The 21176-nt window shown below is 59.0% G+C and carries 20 protein-coding genes; 10 read left to right on the top strand and 10 right to left on the bottom strand.

From position 1 onward, the window contains the following. The first annotated feature begins 2 nt into the window (after positions 1 to 2). Positions 3 to 1151: a radical SAM family heme chaperone HemW gene (hemW, locus tag QPL98_RS09340; RefSeq protein WP_011784073.1), complete on the top strand. Its 1149-nt coding sequence runs from the start codon at positions 3 to 5 to the stop codon at positions 1149 to 1151. Next, positions 1151 to 1702, top strand: coding sequence for a hypothetical protein (locus QPL98_RS09335; RefSeq protein ID WP_011784072.1), 552 nt, complete (start codon positions 1151 to 1153; stop codon positions 1700 to 1702). Before hemW ends, QPL98_RS09335 begins: the two co-directional genes overlap by 1 nt. A 2-nt stretch (positions 1703 to 1704) precedes the next feature. Here QPL98_RS09335 and trmB read toward each other — a convergent pair whose 3' ends face one another. The 3 genes from trmB to QPL98_RS09320 all read right to left on the bottom strand — a co-directional run bounded on the left by trmB (position 1705) and on the right by QPL98_RS09320 (position 4343). Further along, positions 1705 to 2421, bottom strand: a complete 717-nt coding sequence (gene trmB, locus QPL98_RS09330; protein WP_011784071.1) for a tRNA (guanosine(46)-N7)-methyltransferase TrmB — start codon at positions 2419 to 2421, stop codon at positions 1705 to 1707. Between the two features lie 71 nt (positions 2422 to 2492). Further along, positions 2493 to 4025 (bottom strand): YifB family Mg chelatase-like AAA ATPase, encoded by a 1533-nt coding sequence (locus QPL98_RS09325; protein WP_011784070.1) that lies wholly within the window; start codon positions 4023 to 4025, stop codon positions 2493 to 2495. Positions 4026 to 4091: 66 nt separating this feature from the next. Next, positions 4092 to 4343, bottom strand: coding sequence for an accessory factor UbiK family protein (locus tag QPL98_RS09320; RefSeq protein ID WP_011784069.1), 252 nt, complete (start codon positions 4341 to 4343; stop codon positions 4092 to 4094). 378 nt (positions 4344 to 4721) lie between these two features. Between QPL98_RS09320 and glnK the strand changes: the two genes are divergently transcribed. Both glnK and QPL98_RS09310 read left to right on the top strand, forming a co-directional pair. Further along, a complete protein-coding gene (glnK, locus tag QPL98_RS09315; protein WP_011784068.1) occupies positions 4722 to 5060 on the top strand; it encodes a P-II family nitrogen regulator in 339 nt (112 codons plus the stop codon). Between the two features lie 67 nt (positions 5061 to 5127). After that, positions 5128 to 6399: an ammonium transporter gene (locus QPL98_RS09310; RefSeq protein WP_011784067.1), complete on the top strand. Its 1272-nt coding sequence runs from the start codon at positions 5128 to 5130 to the stop codon at positions 6397 to 6399. Positions 6400 to 6462: 63 nt separating this feature from the next. Here QPL98_RS09310 and speE read toward each other — a convergent pair whose 3' ends face one another. After that, the gene (speE, locus tag QPL98_RS09305; RefSeq protein WP_011784066.1) at positions 6463 to 7344 is read right to left on the bottom strand and encodes a polyamine aminopropyltransferase; all 882 of its coding nucleotides are present in this window, start codon (positions 7342 to 7344) and stop codon (positions 6463 to 6465) included. Positions 7345 to 7482: 138 nt separating this feature from the next. Here speE and speA point away from each other — a divergent pair, with 138 nt between their 5' ends. Then, positions 7483 to 9396, top strand: coding sequence for a biosynthetic arginine decarboxylase (gene speA / locus QPL98_RS09300; protein WP_278350084.1), 1914 nt, complete (start codon positions 7483 to 7485; stop codon positions 9394 to 9396). A 27-nt stretch (positions 9397 to 9423) separates the two neighbouring features. Here the strand turns inward: speA and QPL98_RS09295 are convergent, their stop codons facing one another. Beyond that, positions 9424 to 10461: an AraC family transcriptional regulator gene (locus QPL98_RS09295; protein WP_153740803.1), complete on the bottom strand. Its 1038-nt coding sequence runs from the start codon at positions 10459 to 10461 to the stop codon at positions 9424 to 9426. Between the two features lie 235 nt (positions 10462 to 10696). Between QPL98_RS09295 and QPL98_RS09290 the strand changes: the two genes are divergently transcribed. Further along, positions 10697 to 11296, top strand: coding sequence for a sigma-70 family RNA polymerase sigma factor (locus QPL98_RS09290; protein ID WP_014420382.1), 600 nt, complete (start codon positions 10697 to 10699; stop codon positions 11294 to 11296). Next, on the top strand, positions 11293 to 11931 hold the full coding sequence (locus QPL98_RS09285; RefSeq protein WP_303293138.1) for a ChrR family anti-sigma-E factor: 639 nt from the start codon (positions 11293 to 11295) through the stop codon (positions 11929 to 11931). The genes QPL98_RS09290 and QPL98_RS09285 overlap by 4 nt, the downstream gene beginning before the upstream one ends. 34 nt (positions 11932 to 11965) lie before the next feature. On the opposite strand, the gene QPL98_RS09280 is transcribed toward QPL98_RS09285, so the two are convergent. Further along, positions 11966 to 12700, bottom strand: coding sequence for an SDR family oxidoreductase (locus QPL98_RS09280; protein ID WP_303293137.1), 735 nt, complete (start codon positions 12698 to 12700; stop codon positions 11966 to 11968). A gap of 176 nt (positions 12701 to 12876) precedes the next feature. On the opposite strand from QPL98_RS09280, the gene QPL98_RS09275 reads away from it, so the two are divergent. The 3 genes from QPL98_RS09275 (at position 12877) to QPL98_RS09265 (ending at position 17594) form a co-directional block, all read left to right on the top strand. Continuing rightward, entirely contained in the window at positions 12877 to 14652 is a 1776-nt protein-coding gene (locus QPL98_RS09275; protein WP_206855175.1) for an acyl-CoA dehydrogenase C-terminal domain-containing protein, read from the top strand. 260 nt (positions 14653 to 14912) lie between these two features. Next, entirely contained in the window at positions 14913 to 15704 is a 792-nt protein-coding gene (gene tcdA, locus QPL98_RS09270) for a tRNA cyclic N6-threonylcarbamoyladenosine(37) synthase TcdA (RefSeq protein ID WP_303293136.1), read from the top strand. Between the two features lie 21 nt (positions 15705 to 15725). Continuing rightward, positions 15726 to 17594 carry a sodium:proton antiporter gene (locus tag QPL98_RS09265; protein ID WP_199453060.1) on the top strand — a complete coding sequence of 623 codons (1869 nt, stop codon included), beginning with the start codon at positions 15726 to 15728 and terminating at the stop codon, positions 17592 to 17594. 15 nt (positions 17595 to 17609) lie between these two features. Here QPL98_RS09265 and QPL98_RS09260 read toward each other — a convergent pair whose 3' ends face one another. From QPL98_RS09260 to QPL98_RS09245, 4 genes are all read right to left on the bottom strand, one after another. Further along, entirely contained in the window at positions 17610 to 18590 is a 981-nt protein-coding gene (locus QPL98_RS09260; protein ID WP_011784055.1) for an NADP-dependent oxidoreductase, read from the bottom strand. A gap of 81 nt (positions 18591 to 18671) precedes the next feature. After that, positions 18672 to 19142: a thioesterase family protein gene (locus QPL98_RS09255; RefSeq protein ID WP_303293134.1), complete on the bottom strand. Its 471-nt coding sequence runs from the start codon at positions 19140 to 19142 to the stop codon at positions 18672 to 18674. Then, positions 19139 to 20230 carry an SMP-30/gluconolactonase/LRE family protein gene (locus tag QPL98_RS09250; RefSeq protein ID WP_303293133.1) on the bottom strand — a complete coding sequence of 364 codons (1092 nt, stop codon included), beginning with the start codon at positions 20228 to 20230 and terminating at the stop codon, positions 19139 to 19141. Before QPL98_RS09250 ends, QPL98_RS09255 begins: the two co-directional genes overlap by 4 nt. Before the next feature lie 98 nt (positions 20231 to 20328). Beyond that, positions 20329 to 21123: an alpha/beta fold hydrolase gene (locus tag QPL98_RS09245; RefSeq protein ID WP_286893519.1), complete on the bottom strand. Its 795-nt coding sequence runs from the start codon at positions 21121 to 21123 to the stop codon at positions 20329 to 20331. Positions 21124 to 21176: the final 53 nt, after the last annotated feature.

Raw genomic sequence — 21176 nt, 5'->3', positions numbered from 1 at the left:
CTGTGACCGCCACCCTGCCCGTGGCGGTCTGCCCGCCCTTGAGTCTGTACATTCACGTGCCCTGGTGCGTGCGCAAATGCCCGTACTGCGACTTCAACTCCCACGCTGTCAAGGGAGAGATTCCCGAACACGCCTACCTGAACGCCCTTCTGGAAGACCTGGATCAGGATCTGGGCCTGGTACGGGAACGCCCCATTGAAACCGTGTTCATCGGTGGCGGAACCCCGTCCCTGATGAGCGGCGCGTTCTACCACCGCCTGTTCGAGCGGCTCCGGGAACGGCTAACATTCAGCCCCGAGGCCGAAATCACCCTGGAGGCCAATCCCGGCACGCTGGAGACTGGTCGATTCGAGAGCTTCCGGGAGGCTGGCATCAATCGGCTGTCCATCGGTGTTCAAAGCTTTGATCCGGCGCAACTGAAAACCCTGGGCCGGATTCACGACAGAGCTTCGGCCCACAGCGCCATTGAAGCCGCCCGCAAGGCCGGTTTTGATAACTTCAATGTCGACTTGATGCATGGCCTGCCCGACCAGACACCGAGTCAGGCTCTGGATGATTTACAGGCAGCGTTGAGCTACCAGCCCCGGCACCTGTCCTGGTATCAGCTCACCATCGAGCCCAACACCGAGTTTTTCTCCCGACCACCCGCCCTGCCGGACGATGACCGGCTCTGGGAGATTTACCAGCTCGGGGGAGATCTGCTGCGCCAGGCGGGGATGGACGATTATGAAGTCTCCGCCTGGAGCCTGCCGGGCGCTCAGAGCCGGCATAACCTGAATTACTGGACCTTCGGGGATTATCTGGCCCTTGGGGCAGGCGGCCATGGCAAGGTGAGCCTTGCCGACGGACGCATCCTGCGATACTGGAAGACCAGGCAGCCCGACGCATATCTCAACCGGATCGGCTCCCGCACCGCTGGCAGTGAAGCCATAGAGCCGGAAGACCGGCCCCTGGAATTCATGATGAATGCGTTGAGACTAAAAAGCGGCACCGACGAAAGACTGTACGGTGAGCATACAGGTTTACCACTGTCGTCCATTGCGGTAAAACTTGAGCAGTTACGAAATGAAAACCTGATCGTCCCCGACCGTCTGCAGGCGACGGCAAAGGGGCAAAGATACCTGAACAGCCTGCTGGAGCACTTTCTCTGATGGACTCAGCCCAGCGCCCACCGCTTATTCCCATGCGCCCGATGAAGCTGCCCATGAAGGTTTCCCTGGTGGCTGCACTGGCACTGTGGCTGGTTCTGGTGGCGTTGAACCAGCCACTGCATACGTCCGCCGCGCCTCAGGGGATTGTCAGTTTACAGCTGGCCGGTACCGCCGAGCAGACTCACGCCATTCTGCGCAGCTGGCGTGACGGCAATCTCGCCATGGCACGGCTATCACTGTGGCTCGACTTTGTGTTCATCGTGGTCTATCTGGCCGCGCTGCTTCAATTAACCCGCCACTTCACCCGGGACAGACCGGGTATCCGGGAACGGATGGTCGCCCGCTGGGTGCGCGCCCTTTTTGTCATCGCAGGCATCAGCGATGTAGCGGAAAACATTGTTCTGCTTAATAACTTCAATCCGCCTTCAGACTCCCTGAGCCTGACCGCCACCATTCTGGCGCTGGTGAAATTCACCGGCCTGATACTTGGCATGGCGGGCCTCGTGGTCATCCGTGCTTCCCGCCGCAGGCCCCTGACTCACTCCCACTGAACTCAGTTGGTGCGATAAAACAACAAATCCCATACTCCGTGGCCAAGACTTTCGCCACGCTTCTCGAACTTGGTGATCGGGCGGTCATCAGGCTTGGGCGAATAACCACCTTGCTCCTGGGTATTGGCAAAGCCTTCTGACGCACTCATCACTTCCAGCATATGCTCAGCGTAGTTCTCCCAGTCAGTGGCCAGGTGCAGAATACCGCCCACCCGGAGTTTATGGCGGATGCGCTGTACAAATTCCGGCTGGATCAAGCGGCGCTTGTGATGCTTTTTCTTGTGCCACGGGTCCGGAAAGAACACCATCACCCGATCCAGACAGGCATCCGGCAGACACAGGTCAATCACATCATTGGCATCAATGCTGTATACCCGCACATTCTCAAGACCACGCGATTCCACTTCTTTCAACAAGGCGCCGACGCCAGGCAGGTGCACTTCCACGCCGATAAAATCCTGCTCGGGTGCAGCTTCGGCCATATCGGCAAGGGATTTGCCCATCCCGAAACCGATCTCCAGGTTGAGCATGTTATCGCGGCCAAACACCTCACGGGGGTCGATCATGCCATTGTCACGGCTCAGTCCGTACTTGGCCCAGTTGCGATCGAAGGCCTTCTTCTGACCTTCGGTCATCCGCCCCTGGCGCAGTACAAAGCTGCGAACACCGCGGCGTGTGGTGACCGGATTCGTATCCTGAGTCTCGTTCTGGTCAGTCATTCTGTGTCCTCAAGCTTCAAAGCGGATCTCATGGAATAAACCTGGCACACAGTTTACCAGAGTCAGCAGCTTCAGGCGGAGACAACCGACCCCTGGCCAGCCTGACGGTCGAGTTGACGGTAACCCAGCGCCTCCATCAGGTGCGACTGGCTCAGGTGTTCAGCACCCTCCAGATCCGCCAGGGTGCGGGCCAGTCGTAATATTCGATGGAGCGCCCGGGCCGACAACCCCAGTCGCTCCATGGCCCGGGTCAACAACCGCTCACTGGCGGCATCCAGCCGGCAAGCCTGATCCAGCAACGCTCCCGAGAGGGCCGAGTTGAGCATCCCACGAGCCTCCTGCCGGGCCCTGGCAGCCAGAACCCTGGCCCTGACACTGGCGCTACTCTCACCGGACACCCCGGAACCGAGCAAGACCTCTCCGGACTGCACCGGAACTTCCACATGCAGATCGAACCGATCCAGTAACGGCCCCGAGATCTTTGCCCGATAACGCATCACCTGTGCCGGCGTGCACTGGCACTCGATATTGGGGTGACCACTGTAACCACACGGGCATGGGTTCATGGCGGCCACAACCTGAAATCGCGCTGGGAAAGTGACCTGCCGCGCCGCCCGGCTGATGGAGATTTCGCCTGTTTCCATAGGCTCCCGCAGCACTTCCAGGACCCGCCGTTCAAACTCCGGCAGTTCATCGAGAAACAACACCCCCCGGTGCGCCAGAGAGATCTCGCCCGGGCGAGGACTGCTGCCACCGCCCACCAGCGCCACCGCAGACGCCGTGTGATGAGGCGCCCTGAATGGTGGCTGACGCCAGCCACCTGGCTTTAGCGGCTGGCCCGCAACGGAATGCACGCTGGCCACCTCCATGGCTGCCTCATCTGGCAAACCTGGCAGAATGCCCGGTAACCGGCTCGCCAGCATACTTTTACCGGTTCCGGGAGGGCCGAAAAACAGCAGATTGTGACCGCCAGCTGCGGCCACCTCCAGCGCCCGACGGGGCACTTGCTGGCCTCGCACCTCTGAGAGATCGGCCACAGACACCGCTGCGGCACCGTCTCCCGGCGTTTCAGATCGAGGAACAGGAACCAGTCTGGCACGGCCCGCCAGATGCTCACATACTGACAGCAGATGGCTGGCGGCAAGCACATCATCACGGCTGGCAAGGGCAGCTTCCTCGGCGTTGTCCTGAGGTAGCAACAGCGAACGGCCTGCTTCGCGAGCCGCCAGTACCGCGGGCAATATCCCCTTGAGGGGCCGAAGCGCACCATCCAGGGACAGCTCTCCGAGAAACTCGTGGCTTTCGAGGCTTTCGGGGGGAATCTGGCCGGAGGCTGCCAGGATGCCCAGGGCAATGGGCAAATCAAAACGGCCACCTTCTTTGGGCAGGTCAGCAGGCGCGAGATTGATGGTGATTCTACGGGCGGGGAATTCGAAACCGGCATTCAGCAGTGCACTGCGAACCCGATCCTTGCTTTCCCTCACTCCGGTTTCCGGCAACCCGACGATGGATAATGCCGGCAGGCCACCAGACAGGTGCACCTCAACGGTAACTGGGGGAGCAGAGACGCCAATGCTGGCGCGCGAATGGACAATAGCGAGCATGACAACCTTCCATGGCACAGAACAATCAGTCGTTGCGGGCAGCGACCCTGCCGCCCGGGCAAACCATCAGGAACTCTGGCGTTGCTCCAGTTCGGCAACACGTTTTTCCAGGGCCTCAACCTTTTCACGGGTTTTCATCAGGACCGCCTGCTGGGCATCAAATTCTTCCCGGGTCACCAGCTCCAGCCGGGACAGAACCGACATCACCGTGGCCCGGGCCTGGGTTTCAAAATCTTCCCGGGCTGCCCGAGCCATATCGGGAACAAACTGGCCAAACTGACCCTGCAACTGAGAAAAAATTTCCTGGGGCCCTTTCATCAATCACCTCTCGTATCGGTTTTTCGGCGATATCAGACTATTTTCCGTGTCGCCGGGGTGTTTGCGGGAGTGTATCACACCCTACCCCCTGCCATACTGTACCCGGTCGGCATTATAATGGCCGCGGCCGATGGCCCGACTGCGCTGTTTTGAGACAATCGCAGGCACAATGCACCACAACAGTGCATCAAGCTGCGCCATTTCGGCACAGACAATAATTAAGAGTTTGTTTTAAAAGCTATTTTTTGCGTTGGCATACCCGATGCTAAAGCCCTCGTACGCAATCCGCACAATTGATGTGCGAGGTGGCAGCATCCCGAACTCAACAACCGGCCGACGGGCCCTCACTGTTGGGACGGCTTTACCAAGGAGAAAGCAATGAAACTTGTGACAGCGATCATCAAGCCTTTCAAATTGGATGATGTCCGTGAGGCACTATCCGAGATTGGCGTACAAGGCGTAACCGTCACTGAAGTCAAAGGCTTCGGTCGGCAGAAAGGCCACACAGAGCTCTATCGTGGCGCGGAATACGTGGTGGATTTCCTGCCCAAGGTCAAAGTGGAGATCGCCATTGGCGACAACCTGCTGGACCAGGTCATCGAAGCCATCACCAAGGCAGCCAATACCGGCAAGATCGGCGACGGCAAAATATTCGTGACTGAACTGGAACAGGCTATCCGGATCCGGACAGGCGAAACCGGCGAAGAAGCGGTCTGATCCAGAACTGACACCCAGCCAACGCAAAAAACTTATAACCTGAAGAGCCTTGTGCGGAGGGCTTCCTATGGAAAGCAATCTCTTTCACCTGCAGTATGCAATAGATACCTTTTATTTTCTCGTGTGTGGCGCATTAGTCATGTGGATGGCCGCAGGCTTTGCCATGCTCGAGTCCGGCCTGGTGCGTGCTAAAAACACCACCGAAATCCTGACCAAGAACGTCGCGCTCTTTGCCGTGGCCTGCACCATGTACCTGGTGTGCGGTTACGCCATCATGTACGGCGGTAACGTCTTCCTCTCCGGCATCGCCGATGTGGACGTGGACGGCGTACTGGGTGACTTCGCCACCCGTGAAGACGGCTTCACCGGCGGCTCCATCTACTCAGCGGCCTCTGACTTCTTCTTCCAGGTCGTGTTCGTGGCCACCGCCATGTCCATCGTGTCCGGCGCGGTTGCCGAGCGCATGAAGCTGTGGGCGTTCCTGGTATTCGCGGTCTTCATGACTGGCTTTATCTACCCGCTGGAAGGCGCGTGGACCTGGGGTGGCGCCGATGTGTTCGGTATGTACAACCTCGGTGATCTTGGCTTCAGTGACTTCGCCGGCTCCGGCATCGTACACATGGCAGGTGCCGCTGCGGCCCTGGCTGGTGTATTGCTGCTTGGCCCGCGTAAAGGCAAATACGGCCCCAACGGTGAAATCCGTGCCTTCCCGGGCGCCAACATGCCGCTGGCCGCTCTGGGTACCTTCATCCTGTGGATGGGCTGGTTCGGTTTCAACGGTGGTTCTGTACTGAAACTCGGCGACGTCGCCAGTGCCAACTCCGTGGCCATGGTGTTCCTGAACACCAACGCAGCCGCTGCCGGTGGCGCTATTGCCGCCCTGATCACCGCTCGCCTGATGTTTGGCAAGGCTGATCTGACCATGCTGCTGAACGGTGCGATCGCCGGTCTGGTAGTAATCACCGCCGAGCCATCCACCCCGAGCGCGCTGACAGCCACTATCTGGGGCGCCCTGGGCGGCATCCTGGTGGTACTGAGCATCGTCACTCTGGACAAGCTGCGCATCGACGATCCGGTCGGCGCCATCTCTGCCCACGGTGTCTGTGGTCTGCTGGGCCTGCTGCTGGTACCGGTTACCAACGGCGATGTCAGCTTCAGCGGCCAAATCATCGGCGCCCTGACCATCTTCATCTGGGTATTCGTAGCCAGTCTGGTCGTCTGGGGTATCCTGAAGGCTGTCATGGGCATCCGTGTGACCGAAGAGGAAGAGTACGAAGGTGTCGACCTCTCCGAATGCGGTATGGAAGCCTATCCGGAGTTTGTCAGCGGCAAGCAGTAACACCGCTACCTATCGGAACGAAAAAGGGCGCCCTTGTGGCGCCCTTTTTCTTTAAGCTCTGGTTCAACCCTCTTCCGGGCGAACCTCATCTTCCAGCGCATCCACCATAAACTGCGGCATGGCCAAGGCACCGTGGTGCACCCCGGCATTATAGTAACGGGTGACAAAGGGGCGGTTGTTGGCATCTTCCTCGCGGAAATACTTCAGCGGGTTTTCCTTGCTGCCCATGGTGCAGCTCCACCAGCCCGTGGGGTATACCGGCTGGGGGAATGGCAATGTCTGCACATGGCCAAAACCGGCTTTGTGCATGTCATCGTGAATGTCCTTGATGATGGTATTGGTGTGCAGCAGGGGGGATTCGCTCTGCTGCACGATGATACCGCCCTCCCTCAGGGCCAACATGGCATCGCGATAGAAATCCAGTGCGAACAGGCCTTCCGCAGGACCCACCGGGTCGGTACTGTCGATAATCAGCACATCAATGCTGTTCGGCTCGATATCACGCATCCACTGGATGCCATCACCGAAAAAGAAGTTGGCACGGGGGTCGCCATTAGCTTCGCACAGTTCTGGAAAATACTTCTCAGACATGCGGGTTACCCGCTCATCGATCTCCACCTGCCAGGCTTCCTGCACTCCAGGGTGTTTCAGCACTTCTTTCAGGGTGCCGCAGTCGCCACCACCGACGATGACCACTTTTTTCGGGTCCTTGTGGGTGAACAGCGCAGGATGGGTCATCATTTCGTGGTACAGGAAATTGTCCCTGGTGGTCAGCATCACACAGCCGTCCAGAACCATCAGGTTGCCGAAGGTTTCGGTTTCATAGATTTCGAGTTTCTGAAATGGCGTCTGCTCTTCATGGAGCTTGCGCTTTACCTGCAGGGAAAAAGCGGTGCCCTGGTCCTGAAATACCTCGGTGAACCAGCCTTCGTTCAATGCGGTCATGTCTGTCTCCCACTGTGTGCCGCTGCAATGTGCCGGGGCATCTGAAAGGGGCGTATTGTAGGTGCAGTGGTCAGCTCCTACAATGCAGCCTGTTACCGGCCCGCCGGCCGCCCCGGGTTTCCTGACAGGATAGCAACAATGGCTGAAACCGCTGCATCACCAGCCCACAAGGTCTACAACATCGCTCACTGGAGTGACGGATACATTTCAGTCAACGGTCAGGGCGAGGTTGAAATCTGCCCGGACCGGGGCAGAAGCGACGCCCGCATCAACCTGCCGGCGCTGACTCGTTCGCTGGCCGAAGCCGGTGTGCCCCTGCCGGTTCTGATTCGCTTTACCGATATCCTGCATGACCGGGTCAACAAGCTCTGCAATGCCTTCAACAAAGTCACTCAGGAGCAGGGCTACCGGGGCCGCTATACGGCGGTTTACCCCATCAAGGTAAACCAGCAGCGCCGGGTGGTGGAAGAACTGCTGTCAGCCGAACCGGCCGCCTCGGCCAACCAGGTGGGCCTTGAAGCCGGCAGCAAACCGGAGTTGATGGCCGTACTGGCGCTGGCAAAGCAGGCCGGTTCGGTGATTGTCTGCAACGGCTACAAGGACCGGGAGTACATCCGCCTGGCACTGATCGGCCAGAAACTGGGTCACCGGGTGTTTATCGTGGTGGAAAAGCAGTCGGAACTGCCACTGATTCTGGAAGAAGCAAAAAAGCTGGGCATTTCCCCGCTGATTGGCGTGCGAGCCCGGCTGGCGACTATTGGCAAGGGCAACTGGCAGAATACCGGGGGCGAGAAGTCCAAGTTCGGTCTGTCTGCCAGCCAGGTGCTGGATGTGGTGGATACCCTGAAACAGGCCGGAGCCCTGGGCACCCTGCAACTGCTGCATTTCCATCTGGGCTCACAGATTGCCAATATCCGGGACATCCAGACCGGCTTGCGTGAGTGCGCTCGCTTCTACACGGAACTGCACGCTATGGGCGCCCCCATCGGTACCGTCGATATCGGCGGCGGCCTGGGTGTCGACTACGAAGGAACCCGTTCCCGCAGTAGCTGCTCCATGAACTACAGCGTATTCGAATACGCCTACAACGTGGTGCACGTGCTGCAGTCCGAGTGTGACCGCCAGGGTATCCCGCACCCGGACCTGATCAGTGAATCCGGCCGGGCGCTCACCGCCCATCATTCGGTACTGGTCACCAATGTGATTGACCGCGAATACCCGGACAACCGCGAGCCTACGGAACCCGCTGCTGAGGCCCCCGCGCCGCTGCAGGATCTCTGGCGAGACCTGGAAAGTCTTCAGGATGAAGGCTCGCCCCGCTCACTGGCGGAAATCTATCACGACATCCTGCACGCCATGGCCGATGTCCACGCCCAGTTTGCCCACGGTTTGCTGTCCCTGCAGGAGCGGGCCCAGGCCGAAACCCTGTACGTGCGCTGCTGCCGGATGCTCCGGGCCGAGCTGGACAGCGCCAACCGGGCGCACCGGGAAATCATCGACGAGCTGAACGAGAAGCTTGCGGAGAAACTGTTCGTGAACTTTTCCCTGTTCCAGTCCCTGCCCGATGTCTGGGGCATCGATCAGATTTTCCCGGTGATGCCGATCAACGGGCTTAACCGGTCACTGAACCGGCGGGCCGTGATCCAGGATATCACCTGCGATTCGGACGGCCGGATTGATCAGTACGTGGACGGCCAGGGCATCGAAACCACCTTGCCACTGCCCGAACACGACCCGGAGTCCCCTTTGCTGATGGGCTTCTTCATGACCGGCGCCTATCAGGAAATCCTTGGCGATATGCACAACCTGTTCGGGGATACCCACTCGGTGGACGTGAAGCTGGACCAACAGGGGCAATATCAGGTGGGGGAACCCATTACCGGGGACACCGTGGCGAAAGTACTGCGTTATGTGAATTTCGAGCCCGCCAACCTGCTTGAGGCCTACCGGCAGAAGTTCCGGCACAGCGGCCTGGCTGCAGAGCTGCAGCAAACGCTGCTGGCCGAGCTGTCCTCCGGGCTTGAGGGCTATACCTACCTGGAGGAAGGTTAAATCGTCAGGACGGACGAAAAGGCGTGATCAGGTCTGATTGTCCCGGCGCCAGGCCGAGGGCGAGACTCCTTCCCACTTGCGAAAGGCCCGGCCAAAATTGGACGGGTCGCTGTAACCCAGATGCTCGGCGATCTCGTCAATGCTCATCGCCGAATGGCGCAACAGCAGCTCCCGGGCCCGCTGATGTCGCACACTCTCCTGAAGACCATGAAACCCGCCACCCTCGGCGGAGAGCTGCCGCCGAAGCGTTCGTGGCGACACCCCCATTTGCTGCGCCACATCCTCGAGGCCGGGCAAACGCCCATCCCGGGCAGACTCCAGCAAACGCAAGACCCGATCGCTCACCGAGGCAGAAGCTTCCATCTGGCGCATTTCTTCCTCGCACTGGGCTTCTGCCACCCGGCGGGCAACCGGATTGGACAGTGACATCGGTAATCCCAGAAACGACTTGCGAAAGCGCAACTGGTTTACTCCCGCCGAGAACGTGACCTTGCCGCCGAACAGGTACTGGTAGCGCTCAACATCCTCGGGGCGAGGGTAATCCACCAGGCACCGCCCGCCATCCAGTAACTGAGTGCCGAATAACAGGTAATTCACGTCCATCAGGGTGGCCATCACCACTTCAATATTAAACCGATGAAGCTTCTCGGTGTCGTGGTGAATTTCCAGTTGAATCACTGCATCCTCATCCTCGACGAAGAACGCCAGCGACATATAGGCGAACCGGATCCGGAAATATTTGATCAACACCGCCAGCGCCTGCTCCAGGGTGTCGCAACTGATGGCAGCCTGGGACAGGGCTCCGTGCGCGGTGAACTTCAGACGTTTGCCGTATTCCAGCCCCAGGCATTCATCACCACAGCGGGTCAGTGCCTGCTGGCATAACGCCGTGAACTGATCGAGCGTAATGAAATTGTCGGGATGACTGAGCTGGCTGTTTCGAATACCGGCCACTGACACGAGATCCGAACGACGCACCCCACGCTCCTCTGCCAACTGGCAGAGAATTTCAGCGTAATGCACCCGCATAACGGGCAAAGAGCCACTGGAGAGCGTTGCGTTCATGGTCTGGAATTTTTGATCGTTGTTTTAACGATCAGACTAGCCCCTGCCGGGGCAACCGGCAATTACCCCGGTGACGCAGTTCTTCCGGCCTTCTGGCCATCCCGACAATTTTTTCGGAATCCATGAATCCGCCCGGGAATCCATTGCGTAAACACTCTCACTGACAAATCTGTGACGAGTGCATAGAATGATGACCATAGCCAGCTCAAATACGATAACTGTCAAGGAGCGCCCGGTGACAACACTGGAGCAGCAACCAACGAAAACCGAAGGGCGCAAAGACCCCTGGGGTGTTTTGTTGGAAAAAGTCGGCAAGCATCAGGATCGGGCGGCTTATCATGCTTTGTTCGAGCACTTTGCCCCGCAGATCAAGTACTACGCAATCTCGAACGGGCTGGCCAGCCACGCGGAAGAGCTGGTGCAGGAAGTCTTCGTCTCTATCTGGCGTCGCTCTTGTCTGTACGACTGGCGCAAAGCGGCCGCTTCCACCTGGATTTTCACCATTGCCCGGAACCAGCGCATTGATATGCTGCGCAAAATGCAGCGCACCAGTGCTGAGATGGCGGTGGAAACCGAGGATCTCTGGCAGATCCCGGGTGATAACGAAGACGAACCGGTCACCTCCCTGCATCGCCTGATGTCCGAGCGGCGCATCCGGGAGTCGCTGAGTCAGCTCCCGGAAGAGCAGATTACCGTAATTGCCAAGGTATATATGGAGCACAAATCCCATCAGATGGTGGCAGATGAGCTCAACATTCCTCTCGGCACCGTGAAAAGCCGGGTTCGCCTGGCACTGAACAAACTGAAAGTGATTTTGCAGGATCAAAACGTATGACACGGCACCATCCCGACAGCCTGAGTCTGATGGAATACAGTGCGGGCAATCTGAGCGAGCCCCATGCACTGTGCATCCGACTGCACCTGGAGCAGTGCCCCCACTGCCGTAGCCGGGTCGATACCCTGAACAGCCTGGGCGCTGTCATGATGGATCACCAGCCAAAGGTGACGGTGGCTGATTCCAGCTTTGATCAGTTGATGGCGCGCATTGATGGCTCCCCGGAAGCATCATCCCCGGTGGTTCCCCAGCCGAAGGTGAGCCCGCTGCAGAAACTGCTAGGGGATGATATCAATGCCCTGCCCTGGAAACGTCAGCTTGCGGACGTGAGTGTGCTCGACATTACCGACAAGTTTCCCGGCCAGAACGAGCGGGTCGTTCTGCAAAAACTGGTAGCGGGCGGCAAGGCGCCGGCCCATACCCACCGTGGCGATGAAACCACGATTGTGCTGCAAGGGGCATTTGCCGACCAGAAGGGCGTATTCAATCAGTGGGACTTTGTGGTTCTGAACGAACAGGACGAACATCGTCCGGTGGCCGTCGGTTGCGAAGACTGCATTACGCTGTCAGTGCTGAGCGCCCCCCTGAAACTGACCGGGACCTTCACCCGCCTGCTCAATCCGTTCCTGCGTTAACAGCGTGCTGCGGCACCGCCGCAGCATGACTGCGCTACCATGGCAGATCACTGCCATCCCAACTGATAAAACGCCCATTATCCCTGGCATCGAGGCTTTCCAGAACCGAAAACAGATTGCTTGCCGTCTGCTCTGGCTCGTGCACCGTTAACTGCTCCAGCGACTGCTGAAATGGTTGGCTCAGCGACGACAAGGTGGTGCCCGGGTGCAGGGAAACGCATGCCAGTGGCGCGTAACGCCTCGACAATTCAATAGAAAGGTTCTTCACCACCATATTCATCGCCGCCTTGGAGGCGCGATAGGCGTACCAGCCCCCTAACTGGTTGTCCGAAATAGACCCCACCTTCGCAGACACCGCGGCAATACGCTTGAAGTGCTTTCCCCTCAGCGCCGGAGCCAGCCTCTGCATCAGCGAGACAAACCCAAGGCAGTTCACCTGGTAGCTCCGCATCATGCTTCGGCCATCGATATCCTCCAACCGTTTCTCCGGAAACATCTGGCCATCGTGCAGCAGGCCTGCGGCATAAATAACGGTTTGAACCGGACCAGATGCTTCCAGCACAGCCTTGAACTCGGCGACATCAAGCCGCTGCTCGTCCTCTGCATCCCAGGCCATCAATCTCACGCGAGAGTGATTCTTCAAATCGTCCCGCGCCGTCTCCGGCCTTCGGCACAGCCCAATCAGGCTCCGGTCCGGATAGCTGCTCAGATAACGTCGGGCCAATGCCCCACCGATGGCACCGGACACCCCCGCAATAACGGTCGTCATTCACCGATCTCCCGATTATCAATCAACACCATGCCGTTGATACGAAAAATCAATGCGTTCGGGCCATCCTGAAGCAAACCAAACAATTCAAACGCCCGTATGAAGAAAGGCTTCCAGATCAGAGCGACGACATCCGGCGGTCGTTGAGACCGTCAAATCAATACAGGAGAGTATCCATGCAATACCAGGCACCAGCGAACGATCTTCGCTTTCTGTTGTTTGATGTGTTGGGTGCAGACAAGCTGCACGAGCTGGAAAAGTATGCCGATGCCACACCAGACCTGATCTCTGCGGTCATTGATGAGGCCGGCAAGCTGGCGGCAGAGGTCATTCAGCCCACCAACCAGGTTGGCGACCGTCAGGGCTGCAGCTACGACCCGGAAACCAAACTGGTCAAGACACCGGACGGCTTCAAAGAGGCCTATCAGAAGTTTGTCGAAGGTGGCTGGACCGCGCTGGACGCGCCGCTGGAGTTTGGCGGTCAGGGCCTGCCTCACACGCTGAAATTCGTGGTGGACGAGATGGTGTGCTCCACCAACCTGTCGCTGGGCATGTACCCCGGCCTGACGCATGGTGCCATCAGCGCCCTCTATGCCCACGGCTCGGAAGAGCTTAAGCAGACGTATCTGGAAAAACTGATTTCCGGCGAATGGACGGGCACCATGTGCCTGACTGAGCCCCATTGTGGCACCGATCTGGGCCTGATTCGCACCAAAGCCACGCCGAATGATGATGGCAGCTACGCGATTGAGGGCACCAAAATCTGGATCACCGGCGGTGAGCACGATCTGGTGGACAACATTGTCCATCTGGTGCTGGCCAAGTTGCCGGGCGCGCCAGACACCACCAAAGGGATTTCCCTGTTTGTGGTACCCAAGTTCCTGCCAGACTCCGGTGAGCGCAACCCGGCCTTCTGTGGTGGCTTGGAGCACAAGATGGGCATCAAGGGTTCCGCCACCTGCGTCATGAACTTCGAAGGCGCCAAGGGCTGGCTGGTGGGCGAGCCCAACAAGGGCATGAGCGCCATGTTCACCATGATGAACGAAGCCCGTCTGATGGTGGGCATGCAGGGCCTGGGTCTGGCGGAAATGGCTTACCAGGAAAGCCTGGCATTCGCAAAAGAGCGTCTGCAAAGCCGCTCCCTGAGTGGCCCGAAGAATCCCGACGGCCCGGCCGATCCGATCATTGTGCACCCGGATGTACGCCGCATGCTGATGCGCCAGAAAGTGCTGAACGAAGGCATGCGTGCACTGGCACTGTTTACCGGCCACCAGCTGGATCTCTCCGTGGCACACCCGGACGAAAAGGTGCGTGAAAACGCCGATGATCTGGTACAGCTGCTGACGCCGGTGGTCAAAGCCTTCCTGACCGATGAGGGCTACAACAACGCTAACTGGGGCCAGCAGGTGCTGGGTGGCTCCGGCTTCACCCAGGACTGGCCGCTGGAACAGCTGGTACGCGACGGCCGTATCGCCCGTATCTACGAGGGCACCAACGGCATCCAGGCGATGGATCTGGTAGGCCGCAAACTGTCGCTGAAGGGCGGGCAACTGGTACGCGCCCTGTTTGCCGAGCTGACGGGTTACCTGAAAGACAATCCTGATGCGCCCTACCGGGAAGAATTGAAAGGTGCCGTCAAGGGTCTTGAGCAGGCCACTCTGTGGCTGGCCCAGAATGCCCCGAAAGATCCGGAGCAGGCTGGCGCTGCGGCAACACCATATCTGCGTCTGACAGCCCTGACCGTCATCGGCTATCTGTGGTCTCGCATGGCTGCCGTGGCTGGCCAGCAGCTCGAAGCAGGCGCAGGCAACAAGCCACTACTGGAAAGCAAGCAGGTATCCGCCCGTTTCTATTTCGAGAAACTGATGCCTGAGGCGGACTGGCTGCTACGGGATATTCAGTCCGGCAAAGACAGCCTGATGGCCCTGGAAGATGAGCAGTGGATGGCCTAAGCGGCAGAGCTTCCGGTCAGGCCAAAAATTCTGGCCGGAAATGACCGACAAATGGCAATTTGTGACCTTCATCAAGACAGATCAGAAATTGATAATAGTCACGTTGATTAGTGTCTCTGAACTAGTCCAACCCGCCTCCTTGCGAGGCTGGTACCTTCTTGAAGCCGCGCTATGCGCGGCTTTTTTTATGAATGCTTTTCGCCAGTCCTGCTACACAAGTACAATGCACGCTGCATTTTTAATACTCCAGTAGAGACCACATGACCACCGATGACTACCATCTCCGCTTTGGCGGCATAGAGCGTCTGTACGGCCGCAAGGCCCTGTTTGCCTTCCGCCATGCTCACATCGCCATTGTCGGGCTTGGCGGCGTCGGTTCCTGGGCGGCAGAAGCTCTGGCGCGCAGCGGTATCGGCACCATCACCCTGATTGATATGGACGACATCTGTGTCTCCAACACCAACCGGCAGCTGCATGCTCTGCAGGGCCAGTATGGTCGCACCAAAACCGACGCCATGGCGGAGCGGTTGCAGGCCATCAATCCCCAGGCGGACATTCGGGTGCACTTCGGCTTTCTCACGGTGAAGAATGTCGGGGAGCTGATCACAGAAGACACGACCGGCGTGGTGGATGCCATCGACAGCGTGAAGGCAAAAGCGGCGCTGATTGCCCACTGCCAGCGGCGCAAGATTCCGATTGTCTGTGCCGGCGGTGCCGGAGGCCAGATGGACCCGACCCAGATCCAGGTTGCAGACCTGGCGAAAACCACACAGGATCCATTATTAGCCAAGGTCCGTAATATGTTGCGCCGGGAATACGGTTTTTCCCGAAACCCGAAACGGCGCTTCGGCGTAGAAGCTGTATACTCTCTGGAACAACTGACCTATCCCGCCGCGGACGGCGAGGTATGTCAACAGAAACCGACAAGCGACGGCCCGGTGCGGCTCGACTGCGCCACCGGTTTTGGTGCTGCCAGTCCGGTGACCGCGAGTTTCGGCTTTTTCGCAGCGTCCCGGCTGCTGAATCGCATCGCCCGCAAGGCCAACGCCTAATTCAACCATCGGGGCCCTTTTATGGCCGTAAGCACCACGTTAATTCTGGCCGGTATCGGCGTTTCTTCCCTGGTCTGTCAGTGGCTGGCATGGCGAGTACGCATGCCGGCTATCCTGTTCCTGCTCGCCGGCGGCATCCTCGCAGGCCCGGTGACCGGGTTCCTGCAACCGGAAGCCATTTTTGACGACCTGCTGTTTCCTGTCATCTCCCTGGCAGTGGCCATCATCCTGTTCGAGGGCAGCCTTACCCTGCGCTACGAGGAAATCAAAGGCCACGGCAAGATGGTGCGTAACCTGATTCCGGTGGGCACCATTGTCACCTGCATCATCGGTACCCTGGCCGCCCGCTGGATTCTCGAAGTGTCCTGGGAAGTCGCACTGTTGTTCGGCGCCATATCCGTGGTCACCGGGCCCACGGTGATTGCGCCCCTGCTCCGGGCTGTACGACCCACCTCCAAGCTGGCGAACATCCTCACCTGGGAAGGCATCATCATTGACCCGGTGGGCGCATTGCTGGCGGTTCTGGTGTTCGAGGGCATCGTTTCCTGGGGCCAAGGCAATGTTTTCAGCCATTCCCTCTATATTTTTGGCAAAACCCTGCTGGTAGGCTTTGCCATCGGTGCCGCCGCCGGCTACCTGAACGGCCTGGTCCTCAGAAAGCACTGGATCCCGCAGTACCTGCATAACGCCGGCACGCTCACCTTCATGCTGGGTGTCTTTGCCATCTCCAACGAACTGGCACATGAATCGGGCCTGCTCACCGTCACCGTGATGGGCATCTGGATGGCTAACATGAAGCAGGTTCCGGTCGACAGCATTCTGGAATTCAAGGAATCCCTCAGTGTCTTGCTCATTTCGGCCCTGTTTATCATTCTGGCCGCCCGCGTGGAGTTTGCTGCCATCGCCGAACTGGGCTGGGGCCTGGTTGCTGTGCTGGCTATCCTCATGCTGATTGCACGCCCCGCGAGCATTTTCCTCTCGGCCATTGGCACCACACTGAACTGGCGCGAAAAGCTGTACCTGAGCTGGATTGCTCCACGTGGCATTGTCGCTGCGGCGGTCTCAGCGCTGTTCGCATTCCAGCTTGAGCGAATCGGCTATGAGAGTGCAGGCGTACTGGTACCACTGGTGTTTATGCTCATCATCACCACCGTTACCCTGCAAAGCCTCACTGCCCGGCCCGTGGCAAAGCTGCTGGGGGTTCAGGAACCGCCCGCGCACGGCTTCCTGATTCTGGGTGCCAACCCGGTGGCCCGGCTGGTGGCCCAGGCCCTGAAAAAGCATGACATTCCCACCATGCTGACCGACACCAACTGGGAGAACGTGCGTCAGGCGCGCATGGAAAACCTGCCGGTGTATTTCGGCAACCCGGTGTCGGAACATGCCGCCACACATATGGACCTGACCGGGATCGGCAACCTCCTGATACTGTCGCCATACAAGCAGATGAACAGTCTGGCCACCTACCATTTTCTGGACTGGTTCGGAGATGATTCGGTGTTTGGCCTGGTGGAAGGCGACCAGGATCAGCGGGCGCGGCTTCAGACCGCAGGTAAGGTCCAGCGGACCCGGGGTCTGTTCGATGGTGTCAGCTATGCCAAGCTGGCGAGCCTGGTCAGCCAGGGCTACACCGTGAAAACCACGCAGCTAAGCGAAGAGTTCAGCTACCAGCAGTTTCTGAACCAGTATCAGAACCAGGCCCTGGTGTTGTTCGTACGCGACAGTCGGGACCATATTCACCCGGTCAAGGACATGGAAACCCTTGAGCCAGGCGACGATTGGGTACTGATCAGCCTGGTTCCCCCACAACCCCAGAAGGAACGTCGGGACCGGGAAGAACCTGCCGGTGAGAAAGGCGACAAAACAGCAAGCGGTGCCGCTCCAGCCTGACGCTATTCGCAACCGTCAGCGGCAGTCGAGTACCAGCTTGCCACGGACGTGGCCGCCCTCCAGCAAAGCGTGGGCGGCCTGTACCTGATTCAGCGGGAAAGCCTGGTCAATGTGGACCCGCACATCGCCGTCTTCAATGAGCTCGGCAATTTCGTCCAGGTGAAACACGTCCGGCCTTACGGTCATGCCGTGGGCCCGAAGCCCCATGGCCTCGGCGGCGCTGACAATGTCATCGGCGGTCACGGTGGGAATGGTCACCAGCACGCCGGTTTCTGACAGGGTATGCAGGGAGCGTTTGCCGGCTTCCCCTCCCACCAGGTCCAGCACCACATCCAGGCCATAGCACTCCTCAGCCACGTCGGTAGTGTGGTAATCAATCACTTCGTGCACGCCGAGCTCTGCCAGAAAATCCCGATTGGCCGGTGAGGCTGTCGCCACTACATGGGCGCCACGCTCCAGCGCAAACTGAACCGCAAAATGGCCGACACCGCCAGCCCCGGCATGAATCAGTATCTTCTGACCGGATTCCAGCCTGGCCACCTCAAACAGGGCTTGCCAGGCTGTCAATGCCGCCAGGGGCACCGCGCCGGCAGTCACCAGATCAAGCTCATCAGGGACGATGGCCAACTCGTCAGCACGAGCCAGTGTGTACTCCGCATATGCACCACCGCCGGCCGGAAAGCCCACCATACCCATCACCCGGTCGCCCGGGGCCAGGGTGGTCACGCCCTCAGCAACAGCGACGACCTCACCGGCAACGTCGTACCCCGGCGTCCAGGGCAGCCGGTTTTCGATCTGTCGGGCGGCGAACCCCAGCCCCTTCCGGGTCTTCCAGTCAATCGGGTTCAAACCGGCGCCATGCACTCGGATGACCACTTCACCTTCCCGGGGCTCAGGCACCGGAGCCTGCGCCACCTGAAGCACCTCCCGCTCACCAAACTCGCGGTAGATCACGTGCTGCATGAGGATTGATTCACTAACGTCGGTAGGTTCCATGGTTGCCTCCGGAGTGCATGGGGTCAGATGTCCCTCGAAGGGCATCAAGGATGAGACTAGCAGATATTTCCGGCGACGGCCCTAGCGCGGCAGGCCCCGGCCGCCGGGCACCAGGGCGCCGGACAGAATATCGACAAAGGCTTTCGGCGCCCGAGCCGGGCGCTGGGATTTCATATCAACGCAGGCGTGAGTGGACATGCCCCGCAACAGGGTTTTGCCATCGGCCCGGCGAATGAGCTGGAACTGTCGGGCCGAGCGGAAACGACCATCCCAGTCCGTCAGCCAGGTACCCAGCACCAGCTGGTCGCCGGCATTAGCCGACATCAGGTAGTCAACGTCGGTGTGGGTAATGGCCATGGCCTTGCCGGTTTCCTCGTGCAGGGCCCAGGTCATGCCCAGGCTCTCGATGTGCGCCCAGCTCACTTCCTCCAGCCAACGGATGTACACCACGTTATTGGCATGGCCAAGTCGATCGGTATCTTCGGCCTGAACCGTGATTTCCAGGGTGAACGGGCTGGGCAAATCCCAGTTCAGGGCGAGGGCATCAGTCATGGGGTTGCTTCTCCAAGGCCAGGGATGGCCTGCAACGGTAGCCGGCCAATACGGTCGTTGTGAAGTGAACCAAAGTATAGAACACCGTCGTGGGGATTAACTGAGGTAATCTCCTGCAGATGAGTACCGCGAGTGTCGTGCAGGCTGGTCAGCATCTGGCCCTTGCTATTGAAGGCGACGACCAGACCGTAGTTCTGGGGCTTGGGCTTCAGGCTGTCCGGCAACTTGGCAACCAGATCCTTCAGCCAGGGGGACTTGTGCATGGCATCGACCCGGGGATTACGCAGGGTCGGGAAGGCGACCCAGTAACGGCCCTCACCGTCCACCGCCAGGTTGTCCGGAAAACCCGGCAGGTTGTCGGCAAATACCTCAGCCCGGCCAGCCTTGGGACCGCTGATCCAGTACCGGAGAATGCGGTATTTCCAGGTCTCGTTCACCAGTACATAATCGCCCTGAGGGGATACTGCCACGCCATTGGCAAAATGCAGGTTACCCAGCAACACCTCGGTTTTCCGGGTTTTCGGGTTGTACCTCAACAACCGGCCGTGAGGACGCATCTCCAGCAAGTCGAGTACGTAATCAGGCTGCTGGAAGCGGGAACTGGCGTCGGTGAAATATATTCGGCCATCGGGGGCGATCACCACATCATCCGTGAACCGGAAGGGGGTGCCCTCGGCCTCCCGGGTAAGCACCGTGATGTCACCCTGAGAGGTAATGGATAACAGGCCTTTCCAGGCGTCGGCGACAATCAGATTGCCGTTGCTGTCAAACACAAGTCCAAGCGGCCTGCCACCGGTTTCCAGCCAGTGTTCCACCGTACCATCAGGGTGAACACGAACAATCCATCCATCCTGGGTACCGGTGTAGAGCACACCATCAGGGCCGATGGTGGTGTCTTCCGGGCCGTACACCTCGCCACGAGCAAGCAGATCCGCCAGCCGCAACCGTTCATTGGGCGCCAGCACACCGGTCATGGCCGGTGGAGAGGGCGCATCCCAGGCTTTACTGTCAATCGGAGACGGGGTCAGCAGAAAGCTGCCAAGCAACAAAAAGACAACCAGCAAGCCAACCAGCAACCATTTCATCATGCGCGCCCGTTCCCTTTTATGATTCTTTGTCCGCAGGCGACCCGGCGGATAACTCCGTGTGCCTAACCTTAGCAGACATCACAGGGTTTCTGACAAGATCAGGCCTGTTCCAGAAAACGCCGGCACAGCATGGCAAAAGCGTCCGGCTTTTCCGCGTGCAGCCAGTGCCCGGTGCCTTCAATGATTTTCAACTCGGCGCCCGGAAACAGGGTACGAATGGTGTCCCGGTGTTTCTCCTGGATGTAGGCGGAATCCGCACCCTTGATAAAAAGCACCGGTCCCTCAAAAGGTCCCTGCCCTTCCGGCGCTGCCGCCAGTTTGTCATAACAGGCATCAATGACAGACAGGTTCAGCCGCCAGCGGAAGGCCACCTCATCGTCGGCCTGTTCCTGGGCCGGAATACGCTCCAGGTTTTTCAGCAGGAACTGGCGCACACCCGCCACTTCGACAAACCGGGCCAGGCGGGCATCCGCCTCGCTGCGGGATTTCACGCCACGAAGATCCACCTGCTGCATACCTTCAAGAATGGCGTCGTGGTGGGCCTTGTAGGTAACCGGCGAGATATCCGCCACAATCAATGACCGCACCCGCTCAGGATGCTTCAGGGCAACCTGCATGGCGACCTTGCCGCCCATGGAGTGGCCCAGCAGACTGGCTTTTTCAATACCCTGGGCATCCAGATAGGCAATGACATCCTCGGCCATAGCCGGATAGTCCATGTCGTCGGTATGGGGAGAGCTGCCGTGATTGCGTTCATCCAGAGCATGGATCTGCCAGCCGTCCTCAAGCCGGCGGGCAATACCACCCAGGTTTTCCAGGGAACCAAATAGTCCGTGCAGCAGGATCAAGGGATCTCCCTGACCGGAAATTCGGTGGTTCAGTGCAACACTCATGGTCTGGCAGCCTCCGGTTGTCGGATCAAACCGGATACACTACCACTGCCAGT

The organism is Marinobacter sp. ST-43 (assembly GCF_030541085.1).
GTDB classification, from domain to species: domain Bacteria; phylum Pseudomonadota; class Gammaproteobacteria; order Pseudomonadales; family Oleiphilaceae; genus Marinobacter; species Marinobacter nauticus.
The sequence above is the reverse complement of the archived record's forward strand: the minus strand, read 5'-3'. Positions and strand labels throughout refer to the sequence as shown.